General features: G+C 40.0%; 7 protein-coding genes. 6 read left to right on the top strand and 1 reads right to left on the bottom strand.

The window, feature by feature from the left end; translation table 11 throughout:
• The first annotated feature begins 82 nt into the window (after positions 1–82).
• Together BFG52_RS15390 and BFG52_RS15385 are read left to right on the top strand one after the other, a co-directional pair.
• Positions 83–616 carry a hypothetical protein gene (locus BFG52_RS15390; protein ID WP_067558216.1) on the top strand — a complete coding sequence of 178 codons (534 nt, stop codon included), beginning with the start codon at positions 83–85 and terminating at the stop codon, positions 614–616.
• 189 nt (positions 617–805) lie between these two features.
• A complete protein-coding gene (locus tag BFG52_RS15385; RefSeq protein WP_067558213.1) occupies positions 806–1,165 on the top strand; it encodes a DNA transfer protein p32 in 360 nt (119 codons plus the stop codon).
• An 83-nt stretch (positions 1,166–1,248) separates the two neighbouring features.
• Here the strand turns inward: BFG52_RS15385 and BFG52_RS15380 are convergent, their stop codons facing one another.
• Positions 1,249–1,683: an ABZJ_00895 family protein gene (locus BFG52_RS15380; RefSeq protein WP_067558210.1), complete on the bottom strand. Its 435-nt coding sequence runs from the start codon at positions 1,681–1,683 to the stop codon at positions 1,249–1,251.
• Positions 1,684–2,216: 533 nt separating this feature from the next.
• On the opposite strand from BFG52_RS15380, the gene BFG52_RS15375 reads away from it, so the two are divergent.
• From BFG52_RS15375 to BFG52_RS15360, 4 genes are all read left to right on the top strand, one after another.
• Positions 2,217–2,801 carry an OmpW/AlkL family protein gene (locus BFG52_RS15375; protein WP_067558207.1) on the top strand — a complete coding sequence of 195 codons (585 nt, stop codon included), beginning with the start codon at positions 2,217–2,219 and terminating at the stop codon, positions 2,799–2,801.
• A 295-nt stretch (positions 2,802–3,096) separates the two neighbouring features.
• Positions 3,097–5,016, top strand: a complete 1,920-nt coding sequence (htpG, locus tag BFG52_RS15370; RefSeq protein ID WP_067558205.1) for a molecular chaperone HtpG — start codon at positions 3,097–3,099, stop codon at positions 5,014–5,016.
• Between the two features lie 822 nt (positions 5,017–5,838).
• Positions 5,839–9,084 carry a type VI secretion system Vgr family protein gene (locus tag BFG52_RS15365; protein ID WP_067558202.1) on the top strand — a complete coding sequence of 1,082 codons (3,246 nt, stop codon included), beginning with the start codon at positions 5,839–5,841 and terminating at the stop codon, positions 9,082–9,084.
• Between the two features lie 82 nt (positions 9,085–9,166).
• Positions 9,167–13,762 (top strand): RHS repeat-associated core domain-containing protein, encoded by a 4,596-nt coding sequence (locus BFG52_RS15360; protein WP_067558200.1) that lies wholly within the window; start codon positions 9,167–9,169, stop codon positions 13,760–13,762.
• Positions 13,763–13,768 lie beyond the last annotated feature (6 nt).

Here is a 13,768-nt window from a genome sequence, read left to right as displayed (position 1 = left end):
TAAATTTTCGCAAGACAGCAAGAAGTTGTGGCAATATTGCTTATATTATAACTATGTTCATCATATTACTTAGGATTTTTCTATGCATAAGATTATAAAACCAGCAATTATTTGCCTATGTAGCAGCATGAGTGCCGTGGTCTGGGCACAGCCTTTACCCAATGTGATTGTACAGCCTGAACGGGCGTTGGTACCGGTGGTAAAAACACAAGTCATTCGTACTGCACCAGATCAAACACCTGTACGTTATACCGACATGACTGTTTTAGAAATGAAAAATAAAGGCGCAGATATTGTCGCGAAAGATTTACATTATGTTGAAAATGTTGGTGAATTTTCCAAAGATAAATTGGCTGTACCAGAGTTAAAAGTCGCATCTGCTATTGTACCTGTTGCCAAAATACAAGAAACCAAAGAAGTGATTGCACAAGGTCAGGTCATTGAAAAGAGCACACAATTTGATGCAACAGGCGTCGAGTTTAAGCGCAATCAACAACCTGTGGTAAAAAAACTACATGTGGGTAGTGTTGAAACAGGGGATGCCAAGGTGTCTCGTGCAGTACTGAGTCAAGGTGAAGAAACCTTAAAAGATGTCATGATTTTACCTGAAAAGTGATATTTACTTTAAGCACTACAATCACTTTACCTTCCTTGCAACAGGGCTTGGCTTAAGAGGCGGTGCATTGAATCTCTCCTTAATTCAGTGATAAGTGATGTGATTATGCTACGAGTCGTAAATATCCATTGATCTTCTGAGCCCGGTGTTGAATCATAGCTATAGTTATCTACGGTTGAGGACGTTGTTATGAAAAAATCACTCTTGTTACTTTGTGGTGTGAGCGTGGCGGTATTGGCTTTAGCGGGTTGTGAAAATATGTCAAGCAAAGACCAACGTATCGGTGCTGCTGCTTTAGGTGGTGCAGTGGGTGGTGGTGTAGGCAACCATGTCGGTGGTGGTGTTGGCGCTGCTGCAGGTGCTGCGGGCGGTGCCGCCGTAGGCAGTAAAACACAAAGCGGATCAAATCGTAATGCTGGTGCAAGTGCTGTTGGTGCTGGTGTTGGTGCGGCAATTGGCAAAGGTATCTTTGGCGGCGACGCTGGTGCAGCGATTGGCGGTGCACTTGGCGGCGGTGCTGGCGCTGCGATTGAAGAAAAGAATCGTTAATTCAAATTAAGGTATATGCAATAAAATTAAGCGCTATATATGGCGCTTAATTTTTTTGATTGCATGCGGGTTAAATCGATCAGCTATTTCAAATTTTTTAATGTTCTATGTGCAAATAAGCCGAAGCTCAAACGAAGGATACCGTATTGGATAATTAAAGAAATAATAATGCTGAGCGCAAGGAACCATAAAGGTATGACATTTAAGATCTCATCAAGCAATTCCATTATTAAAGCTTTTTCGTCCGAAAAGCTGAGAAATACTAAAATAATAGCAGTGCTCCAGAGTATGGATGCGATAAAACAGCCCCAAATCAATTTATTTTTTTCTGATTGATCCGGCAGCCGTTTTTGTTCCTGAACAAATTTAGTTGATGTCATGATTGCCGCGACAGATATCGTTACTATACTGGCGACGGTATTCGGTAGATCTATAAAATTGGTTATAGCAAAGAATATAAAGCATAATCCTGCATAAACTAAACTGAAAAAAAGAATATATTTTTTTATAGCAACCATTTTATGCTCTAAGTTTTGGGTGGTGTTTTATTGTACAACTCTAAGGCTTTTATTCATTTTACATTTTGTTATAGCAAAAGTTTAGACCGATACAAAAAGCAAGGTAGCAAAAGCAGGGCGCAAAGACATAAAAGCGAATGCAGAGGAGTAAAGGATCAAGCTTAGTGTGTTATTCACTATCGTTAAGCGCTCAGAGTTTAAGTATAGGTTTGCAGGCTAATTTTTTGTTTTAGAGAGATCAATATAACCAACCGCTGTGCTTGGTTATAATGATTGAGAAATTCAATTTAAATATAGATATTATTTATTCTGATTTATTTACTAGGTTTTCTTATAATAAAAAATATTAATAATCCTGGAAAAATAAAACCAACTAAAATAGTCTATTTAAAATAAATATCATATATTTCAATATGTTAAAAATAAATGTGTTTTTAGTGTTAAAACACTATTGCATCGAGTGGTTAATAATGTTTAATATACCAGCAATGAATATATTATTAGATAATTAAGTTTGCTTAGAGGGTATTAATATGTTGAAACAAGCAGCGCTCATTGCATTAATGGCAGTCTCAGCTTCTGCAATGGCAGGTCCATGGCAAGCAAAATTTGGTGCAAGTTTATTGTCCCCAACAAGCGATACAAGCATTGCACCAGGTGCTGTAGTTAAAGCGGATCATGAGTTTAACTTTACGCCATCAGTAGAATATTTCTTTGGTGATTCACCATTTTCTGCAGAATTATTATTGGCTGCGCCATTTAATCAAGACGTGATGTTGAATGGCGAAAATGTTGCTAAAGTAAAACATTTACCACCAACATTAACCGCGAAATATAATTTTAAAAACTCTACACGTTTCACACCATATATTGGTGTAGGTGCAACAGCATTTTTGGCATGGGATGAGTCTGGTGTAGCCGATAAAGTTAAAAATGATGTTGGTTTTGCTGGTCAGCTTGGTTTTAACTATCAACCTGCTGATGCTAAAAATTGGGGTGTATTCTTAGACGTGCGTTATGCTGATCTTAGCCCAGAAGTTCGTTTGGTTGATGGTACCAAGTTTGATTTAGACATCAATCCGATTGTTTATACTTTGGGGTATAGCTATCGTTTCTAAGATCTGAACAATTATTAAAAATAGACAACAACAATATAGCGCAGTTTCAGCCTCATTTGTCTCGGTGAGGCTTTTTTTTGTCTATTTTAAAATGCCAGTTTTGCTGGCTTATGGGGATGAGTCATGGCGTATTGAGATGACTCTCCTAAGCATTGAAAATGAAGTATCTGTAGAATAAATATACTTCGATTAAATAGAGCATGAATTAAATCATTATCTAGCCTTGAAAAATCAAATAGGCACTCCAATTGATATAGCATTCTAGAAAAATGTGAATCCTAACAAGGAGCAATCAATGACCGAGCAAAGTCCACAGAAACATAGTTTTCAGGCAGAAGTAGCACAATTATTACATTTGGTGACGCATTCACTGTATTCCAATCCTGAAATTTTTCTACGTGAATTGATTTCCAATGCCTCTGATGCATGTGACAAATTACGTTTTGAAGGGATTAATCACCCTGATTATTATGAAGATGATGCTGACCTACGCGTCCGTGTCAGTTTAGACAAAGAGCATAAAACCATCACCATTTCCGACAATGGTATTGGTTTAACGGCACAAGAAGCGATTGATAATCTGGGTACGATTGCCAAATCTGGCACCAAAGACTTTATGTCTAAACTCACTGGCGACCAAAAATCTGATGCACAACTGATTGGTCAGTTTGGCGTAGGGTTTTATTCGGGTTTTATTGTTGCCGACAAAATTACCGTTGAATCACGTCATGCTGGCACACCGGCTGATGAAGGCGTGCGCTGGGTCAGTGGTGGTACGGGCGATTTTGAAGTGACTCAAATCACTAAAGCAAATCGTGGTACCGACATCATTCTACATTTACGTGATGATGCGCTTGAGTATTTGGAAAGCTATAAAGTAAAACAAATCATCAATAAATACTCAGACCATATTAGCTTGCCCATTGAAATGCAAAAAGAAGTATGGCAAGAAGAAGAGGCAGCTGAAGGCGAGGAAGCCAAAGGCGGTCAGATGGTGAAAACAGATGAATGGGAAGCCATTAACTCTGCCAGTGCGCTCTGGACACGCAGTAAAAATGATATTACTGAAGAACAATATATCGAGTTTTATAAAAACCTCAGCCATGATTTTGAAGCTCCTTTGGCCTGGAGTCATAACCGTGTTGAAGGCAGTACTGAATATACGCAGTTGCTGTATATTCCAAGTAAAGCACCTAGCAATATCTTTACGCGTGAAGCCAAAGCTGGCATTAAACTTTATGTAAAACGCGTATTTATTATGGATGATGCTGACAACCTCATTCCAAACTATCTCCGTTTTGTCCAAGGTGTCGTCGATAGTGCAGACCTTCCCTTAAACGTGAGTCGTGAGTTATTGCAAGAAAGCCGTGATGTAAAAACCATCCGTGAAGGCAATACACGTCGCATTTTGAACTTACTAGATACTTTGGCAAAATCAGAAGATGCTGCTGATCAAGAGAAATTCAAACAATTCTATACTGAATTTGGTGCAGTAATTAAAGAAGGTTTGGGTGAAGACTTTGCTAACCGTGAGCGTATCTTAAAATTATTACGTTATCCAACTTCTAATCATGATGAGATCAGTACATCTTTGAGCGATTACAAAGCACGAATGAAAGAAGGTCAAAAAGCCATTTATTACGTGACAGCAGATAGCTTGGCAGCAGCGAAAAACTCACCGCAGCTTGAGTTGTTTAAGAAAAAAGGCATTGAAGTATTGCTCATGGCTGATCGTGTCGATGAGTGGGCAATGAATTTCGTGAATGAGTTCGATGGCACACCGTTGCAAAACGTGTCTAAAGGGGCTGTGGACTTAGGTGATTTACAAGATGCTGAAGAGAAAAAAGCTTTAGAAGCCGCAGCTGAACAGTTTAAACCAGTGGTCGATAAACTCACCGATTCACTGAAAGATAAAACCCAACAAGTTCGTGTGACTACACGTTTGGTTGATTCTCCGGCGTGTTTGGTCACCAGTGAGGGTGAACTTTCTCCACAACTTATACGCATGTTAAAACAAGCGGGGCAGGCTGTACCAGAAAGCAAACCGATCCTAGAGATTAATCCTGAGCATCCTTTGGTGAAAAAGCTTGAGAATTCAGCACAGTTTGATGATTTAGCCAATGTTATCTTTGACCAAGCGGTGATTGCTGAAGGTGGTTTACCTGAAGACCCAGCAGAATATGTAAAACGTATTAATAGCTTATTGTTGAAATAGGGTTTATTGAAAGAAAGCTTATCACAATAAACTTGTAAAAATATCGTATCAAAACCCCCGATCCTTGCTGGTCGGGGTTTTTATTGATATTTATATTGAAACTTATATAAGTATACTAACTTTTATGCATGCCTGTGACACTTCTGAAGCAAGATAATGCTAATGAAGAAAACACTAATAGTGAAGATTATTATGTTTGAAATAATCAAAAAAGATCCTTTATTGGGAAAAATGAAATTCTAATTTTAGAAAAAACGTTTAATTACCTATTTAATATAAATAATTTTTAGAAAATTTAATGGTGGAAAACCATTACAGTCTGATATTGATTTTATATTGTCTGATGGTATAGCGGGTGGAGATAAAATAAAAAGGTTTTATGAGACTTCAGCTGATTCACCTTATGGTTTACATTTAAATTGGTAATTACCATCAGGTTATTTAACAATAGTAACTATACCTGCGAGTAATTATTTTCTAATTGGCTTACCACAGAACAATTATGGTCAAATTTTTTAAAAATCATGAGTTAGAAAATAAACTTATTTAAAGCTGATAGATTATCGTATAACACGATAAAGATAGCTAATAACCTTAATGCATTTTTAGATAAACTTTATGATCCAGATGAATAATTTCGTTATTTGGTTTTATCTCATAAAAGATTTGAATGTATAAGCTCTAACTTGATCTGACATAGTTGGTAAGTTTTATTAAGGGAGCCGATGCCTTGCCGATATAAAGTAAGCTTTGTGGTTGAGTTTTATTGGATTTTATGGCATATTCTCGAAAAATTACGATCAATTTATATTTATAATTTATATGTTCAATAATATCCAAAATATACTCGCCGACTTAGGACTGAGCGCACAGAAGCGCGCCATACACGCACAGTTTTCCAATTCATCGCTCAATGAAAAAGTATTCTTACAACGTATTGAGGGGGAGCATGGTCTCAATCAGGGATTCACTGCTGATCTGATCTGTTTATCTTTAGATGCCACGATTGCACTCAAAGAATTTATCGGTTGTCAGCTTGCAGTAGATCAAGTGACTGATCGAGGGGAATTATTTCGTAGCACAGGCATTGTTAGTGCAGCCAGTCAGGGGCAAAGTGATGGGGCTTTGACGGTCTATAAATTGACCCTACAAGATGCCACGACGCTATGGCATAAACGTCGTAATAGTCGTGTATTTATGAATAAAAGCGTGGTCGATGTAATCCAAGCGCTATTTAAAGAATGGCAGCAAAAAAGCCCACTCTTTGCCGCCAGTTTAAAATTAGATTTAAGCGGTTTAAGCAAAGACTATGATATTCGACCTTTTATTATGCAGGCCAATGAAACCGATTATGACTTTTTGACGCGCTTAATGCGTGCTGAAGGCATCAATTGGTTAATTGATGAAGCACAGTTAATCGTAGCCAATTCTTCTGAATCGATTCAGGCACAAAAACTTCGCTTGATCGATAGCAATGATCAGTATCAAGCACTCAATAGACGCTCAATACGTTTTCATCGCAGTGACGCCACTGAGCAATTTGACAGTATTACCCGTTTTGTCGCGCAGCGTAGCTTACAGCCGACAGCGGTTTATCTTAATCGTTGGCAAGCCGATGCCTTGGATATCGATGAGGGTGCAGGTTCTGTGCTGACCACACAGCAACATTCTAGCCAACAAGACAGTGCCAGTTTGGGGCTAGAAGATGCGTGGACCATCAGCCCCGCTTGGATGCAAGACCTAAAAGGCGAGGATGGGGCAACGCCTTCGGGTAATCGCCAAGTAGAAGATCTCAATAAAAATATCAGCGCCTATCACAATACACAGGCGAAACAATTTATTGCACAGTCGACAGTACGTGATGCACAAGTTGGCTATTGGTTTAGCTTTGAAGAGCATCCAGAGATCGACAGCCACAGTGGTGCGGACAAAGAATTCCTGATTATTGCCAAGTCTTTTTATAATCAAAATAACCTGCCCAAAGACCTCAATACTCAAATCCAAGCCTTAGTCAGCAAAAGCCAATGGCAACAGTCTACATCATCGGATGAACGTCAAGCCAATAGCTTGACTTTACAGCGTCGCAATATTGCAATTGTGCCCGAATACAATCCCTTACAGCATCGACCAGCAGCCTACCCACAGCGTGCGCGCGTGGTTGGACCAGCAGGTGAGAGCATTCATGTAGATGAATGGGGGCGGATCAAAGTACGTTTCTTATTTACCCGAAGCGAAGATCATAGCCACGATGGTGGTGCCGGCAGCAATGACAATGACAGCGATTCCGCTTGGGTGGATGTACTGACGCCTTGGGCGGGTGAAGGCTACGGGGCAAGGTTCTTGCCGCGGATTGGTGAGATTGTGGCGATCGACTTTTTTGATGGCAATGTTGATCGACCTTTCGTATTAGGTCGGATTCACGAAGCACAGCGTAGCCCAACCCAGTTTGACACAATGGGTCAACTGCCGGATACCCGACGTTTAAGTGGTATACGCTCCAATGAAGTGGGCGGCGGAGGCTATGGGCAATTACGCTTTGACGATACCGCAGGGCAAATTAGCACGCAGTTACAAAGTAGTCATGGCGCCAGCCAGCTCAATTTGGGGAATTTAAGCCATCCCAAATCTGCCGAAGCAAGTGACGGGCGTGGTGAAGGCTTTGAGTTAAGGACAGACCAATGGGGTGCAGTCCGTGCGGGGCAAGGTTTGTTGCTTTCTACATTTAAGCAAAACTTAGCTAAAGGCGATCATATAGATGCAGAGGAAGCCAAGAAACAGCTTGAGCTAAGCCATACCAATTTAAAAGCACTAAGTGATGTTGCCAAGAATCAACAAACTGATGAGATTGAATCAATTGAGCAATTAAAAGAGTTTGCTGAACAAATTCAATTAGATATTGCTAAATTTCAAAAGGCATTACTGGTGTTAAATTCGCCTGATGGAATAGCACTGAGCACACCAGAGCACCTATATTTATCGGCAGATGGCAAGATCAACCAAATTGCAGGTGATAGCATTAATGTCAGTACGCAGAAAGATTTGATTGGTCATGCATTAGGGAAAGTGAGTTTATTCGCAGCACAATCTGGGATTAAGCAAGTTGCTGCTAAGGGTAAGTTGGAACTGCAAGCACAAGATGATGCTTTGGATGTATTGGCTAAAGCGGGCATTCGCATTGCATCAACAGAAGATCGCATTGAAATCAGTAGCCCGAAAGAAATTGTGATCGTTGGTGACTCTTCAAAAATCACTTTAAATGGTTCAGGAATATTTCCACAAACTGCTGGTAAGTTTGAGGTCAAAGCGGGGCAACATATTTTTCAAGCGGGAGCAAATGCTGGTCAATCAGTGCAATTACCTAAGCCTAAACCGATGAAAGGTGCTTTAGAGCTATTACGTAGTTACGGTGGTGATGATTTCTTTAAACAGACCGCTTATAAAGTGACGGATGTATTGGGTAAAGAAATGAGTGGAAAGTTGGATGGCAATGGCTTTGCACAGATTATAGGAATTGCACCAGGGCCCGCCATCGTTGAGTTTGAAAAAGATGAGCGTAGTGCTTGGCAAAAATCTAGTGATTTTGGACGAGATTACCAATGGGCAGCAGAAGGTGGTTTACTTAAAAATGTAACCAATAAACTAAAAAATGCCGTAGGGAATGCTGGGCAAAACATGATGTCGCAGCTTAAGGATAATTTATTGTCTGCCGATGGCACTAGCTTGAAAGACATTGGAAAAAATGCTCTACAGAATACAGCTGGACAAGCGCTTGGTCAGATGAAAGAACAATTGACGGGAACGGCTATGCAAGGTCTTGCCTCGCAATTAAATATAGGGCTAAGTGCTGAGCAATTGGGTGGTTTAGTACAAAATACGCAACAAGCTGCGCAGGCTATTCAAGCGATAAAAGAACAGGGCTTAAGTGCTGTGACCGATTCAGCAAGCAGTTTATTGCAGCAAAGTCTAGTCGCACAAACAACATCTCTACAAACACAACAGCATGCTGGAATCAACCCTCAATCTTCAATTCCAATGACAGGTTTTGTTACTGGTCCAAAAAATGGTTAGCTGGCTTTATTTTAAGGTTTTGGTGAATATACGCTCAGTAGCATGATGATGTAGATATTAAAAAATTAAGGTTAAATAAAAGATGAATAGTGAAGTAGACATACAACAAACAGCAGATTTTTCATTAGCAGTATTTAATTTAGAAAGTGTTACCCATCTGGCTGACCATAAAATGTTGGCTAATCAGATTCAAAGTTATTTGCATGTTTGTGGTCAAACCAGTTTACAAGCTTTACAGAGTTCAGCCAGTGTTGCTACGGTTGCTAATATTTTTGCGTTAACGGGAAGTGTATTAGATTTAATTTTATATAGCACGCAGCCGATGACCGCAGCTGATGGTGTGAAGCAAAGTGCATTATTGAGTGCGAACTTAATTGGTTTATTTTTGCCACCAATGAGTGAGGCACATGCACGAATTGCTTTAAGACCAATGTTTGGTTTAATGGCGGAATGTTTATATAAAGAAAATGGCAAAATTAGCAGTAGTGATTTACGTCGCTTAGAATTGCATTTGAATGCGCATATTGCTGGTGATTTTGAGTTGTTCTTAAAAGAAACCCAAGGAAAACTCGCTGGTTTATTAGCGAGTGCCTCTGCTTTAGCGATACAAATTCTGACGACGATTGCAAGCCCAAGTTTGGGGCAAGCTCTACCGAGTTTAGGACAAAGCGCAGCGGCGGATCAACGTGATCCAAAGCAACAATTTAGTAACTGGGCAAGTCCATTAATTACATTATTAGATGCCCCAAGTGCTGCTGATGCCACCCCAAAACTTAAAGCTATTGCTACCACACCACTACAACAACAAGTAACTTTAGCTTTAGCGACAGTTACGGGTGCAATTCAACAGCAAGCCAATGCAGGATTGCCATATAGTCTGGCGTGGTTACTACAACAAGCTTTGGCAGCTATTCAAGCCAATAAACATAAAGGCAATGCCAGTGTACCGATTAATCAAACAGGTGAATATGAGCGGCATACCAAGGGAGATACTTTAGAGTTTGTGAGTTTACAAGCCAATGCGCTCAATGCACCACCTTGTAGCAATTCAAACTCGCAAACTTCCGGAAGTATTAGTTATGCCATTGGTGCTGAACGGATTCAGCATGCTGATTTTTATTTGGCAAAAATTGGTTTTAACTTTATTCGGCGCTATAACTCACAGCTGAATGCACTCGATGATAGTGTGATCGGTGCACGGTGGATGACACCCTTTTCCAATTGTATTATTCAAAATAGTGCTGGCTTTTATTTGCTTGATGGTAATAGTCGTAAAATCCAGTTGCCAGCAGATATTATTGATAAGGTGTATGAAGTACCTTACGAAGGGATCGTAGTGCAGCCTTCCGAACAGGTATCGGATATATTAACAGTTTCGTTTGGTGGCGATTGGTTATATCACTTCCAAAGTTTTGATGGTGGTCAGCGCTATGATTTAGTGCTTGAGCAGCATGTCAAAACGGATGAAAAAATTGTTTTGCGCTATATGCAAACCCAGCAACAGTCATTTTTACAGCAGGTTGAATTTCAGCTTAAATCGGCTACACAGACTTTAAAATTTGCTTATAACGATCAGCTTAAAATCATGGCGGTGTTTGTAGATGACCAAGTCGAAGCATTGGCACGTTATGAATATGATCAGCAGGGTAATTTGATTAAGGCTTTCGATGAAAATGGTCATCATCGTGAGTATCGCTATAACACAGCTCATCAATTAATCCGCTATACCGATCGAACCGGTCGTGGTCAAAATATTCGTTATGACTCTACCGCAGCGGATGCAAAAGCCGTTGAAGAATGGAGAGATGATGGCAGCTTTAAAACCCATTTAGAATGGCATGATCGTTTACGTCAAGTCACCGTCTATAATGCCGATGATATTCCGACCCATTATTATTTTGATCTCGATGGTTTTACCTATCGCACTCGTTTAGCCGATGGACGTGAATCTTGGTATAGCCGTGATCAACAAAAACGTATTACCCGTCAAATTGATTTCTTTGGCCGAGAAACACAGCAAGAATATAATGAGCAAGGTCTATTAAATAAAATCGTTCAACCGAATGGTGGTGTGGTTCGATTTGCCTATGATGAGCAAGGTCAGTTGGTTGAGATTAAAGACCCTGAGGGCAATATCTGGCGACAGCAATATGATGCCAAAGGCAATATCAGTCAACAGATAGATCCATTGAATCATAAAACCCAATTTAAATATAATGATCAAGGTCAACTTATCGAGATTACAGATGCGCTAGGTGGTCAGAAAAAGATTCAATATAATGCCCTCGGGCAAGCAAGCTCTTTTACGGATTGTTCGGGCAAAACCTCGAGTTGGGAATATGATGACCGAGGTCGTTTAATTGCAGAAATATCAGCAAATGGTATCAAAACACAGTACCAATATAGCCAAAGCGGAGCAGATAAAGGTCAGCTCAAAGCAGTTATTTATGCGGATGGTTTAATGGAGCGCTTTGAGCGCGATCAAGAAGGGCGTTTATTAAAGCATTATAATCCTCAGGGTAAACCGACGGTATATCAGTATAATCCGGCAGGTCTATTACAACAGCGTATCGATGCTAACCAGCATCAGGTGAGTTATCTATGGGATCGAGCTGGGCGCTTAAATAAACTGATCAATGAAAACCATGCCGAATATCTTTTCCACTACGATCAGTTTGGTCAGCTGAGTTCAGAACGTTCATTTGATGGTGAGGAAAAACACTATCGTTATTCGGATTTAGGGTTATTACAGGAAATCTTACAGCCGAATATTAAAACTGTGGTGAACTACCATGCGGATGGTGCAATCGCGTCAAAACAATTTATCTATCGTCAGAGCGGTATACAACAGCAACAACGCTTTGCTTATAACTTAAATCAACAACTGAATTTGGCTGAGAATGAGCATAGTCGTCTACAGTATTATTATGATCAGCTCGGGCGTTTAGCACGTGAGCATCAACAGTATTTATTACCCGATGCTGCATCATTATCCGCAGTATTGCGTTATGAATATGATGCCTTGGGGAATTTACTTAAAACGATTCGCCCAGATGGGCAAGAGCAAACATGGCTGAATTATGGCTCTGGTCATGTGTATGGTGTGGTGTTTAATCAACAGGATCTTGTGGCATTTAAGCGTGATGATTTACACCGTGAAGTGGAACGTTTACTGGCGAATGGTCTGGTAGAACAAAAAGAATATAACCATGTTGGGTTACTCACGGCACAGCGGATTTTTTCAGAAGATGCTGATCATGCAACGCATTATCAAGCACAGCGTGAATATCACTATGACCAAAATTATTTACTGACCCAAGTTACAGATAGCCGCCTAGGGCAAATTAATTACCAATATGACCCAGTAGGGCGTTTACTAAAAAGTCAGGGACAGCATCTACAAGAAAGTTTTACATTTGATCCAGCGGGTAATTTAATTGATGCCAATACCACGGGACAGAGCAAAATTAATAATAACCTGCAGACCCAGTATCAAGGTGCACATTATCGTTATGATGCACAGGGCAATGTGGTCGAGAAGCAATATCAAGGTAAAGTTTTAAAATTACAGTGGGACAATTTAAATCGTCTAAAGCATAGTGATTATGATGGCCTACAAACAGATTATGGCTATGATGTATTAGGGCGCAGAATCTTTAAAAAACAAGGGCGTGAATTGACCTTATTTGGTTGGGATGGTGATCTCATGATATGGGAGTCGTATCAAAACCAAGCTGATGATCATGCCGCCTATACCAAGCACTATTTATACGAGCCGAATAGCTTTGTGCCATTGCTGCATACTGGGTATCAGCAGTTTATTCAGTTGATTGAAACGCCAGATTACAGCCAATACCAGACTAAACCTTATTCGGTATATAAAGACCCAGTGTGGAAAGATACACGAAAACAACGTGCAGAACTGGAACGTACTTTATTCTACCATTGTGATCAAATCGGTACGCCACAGGTATTAAGCAATGAACTCGGTGAGTCTGTTTGGGATATTTGTTTAAATACGTGGGGTCAAGCCTTAGAGATTAAGGCCAGTGATAATCTATTGGAGCAAACTAATATTCGTTTCCAAGGTCAATATTATGATGTAGAAACAGGGCTACATTATAACCGTTACCGTTATTATGAACCGCATAGTGCACGCTATATTGGCAAAGACCCGATTGGATTGGATGGTGGGTTGAATTTATTTAATTATACAGAAGGGAATCCATTAAAATACACTGATCCTACTGGGGAAACTCCTGCTGTTGCTGCTCCAGCAGTGATTGCAGGGGGCGCTGCTATTATTGGAGGTGCTGCATGTTATATAAATAATTGTGGAGAAGTTATTCCTGCTGCGATGGCGGCTGGTGAGAAGGCATGGGATTCAACAATCGAGTTGATAACACCTGCAAAGAAAGCTTGTCCTCCTTGTACTCCATATCCAGTGGGCACTATTGGATATCAAGGTCCTAAAACATCAGTCAGAGGAGCTCATGGAACTAGAGCCGGTACAGGTGAAGAACACTATATACTATTTGAAGTACAGCAAAATCCATCAACTTGTCAATGTCGGTGGCAAGAAAATAAAAAAATTGCGGGTCATCATTATATGGTTCAACCAAATATTTTTATTGCTGTGAATTTAAATGGGAAAAATCGACCACCAAGTTATCCATGAGGAATA

The sequence above is a fragment of the Acinetobacter larvae genome (assembly GCF_001704115.1).
GTDB classification, from domain to species: domain Bacteria; phylum Pseudomonadota; class Gammaproteobacteria; order Pseudomonadales; family Moraxellaceae; genus Acinetobacter; species Acinetobacter larvae.
This window is presented reverse-complemented; position numbering and strand designations above follow the sequence as displayed.

Excerpts from the sequence above, each read along its gene's own strand:
- BFG52_RS15360 (WP_067558200.1), top strand. The coding sequence starts at position 9,167 with ATGAATAGTGAAGTAGACATACAACAAACAGCAGATTTTTCATTAGCA.
- BFG52_RS15385 (WP_067558213.1), top strand. The coding sequence starts at position 806 with ATGAAAAAATCACTCTTGTTACTTTGTGGTGTGAGCGTGGCGGTATTG.
- BFG52_RS15375 (WP_067558207.1), top strand. The coding sequence starts at position 2,217 with ATGTTGAAACAAGCAGCGCTCATTGCATTAATGGCAGTCTCAGCTTCT.
- BFG52_RS15390 (WP_067558216.1), top strand. The coding sequence starts at position 83 with ATGCATAAGATTATAAAACCAGCAATTATTTGCCTATGTAGCAGCATG.
- BFG52_RS15365 (WP_067558202.1), top strand. The coding sequence starts at position 5,839 with ATGTTCAATAATATCCAAAATATACTCGCCGACTTAGGACTGAGCGCA.
- BFG52_RS15380 (WP_067558210.1), bottom strand. The coding sequence starts at position 1,683 with ATGGTTGCTATAAAAAAATATATTCTTTTTTTCAGTTTAGTTTATGCA.
- htpG (WP_067558205.1), top strand. The coding sequence starts at position 3,097 with ATGACCGAGCAAAGTCCACAGAAACATAGTTTTCAGGCAGAAGTAGCA.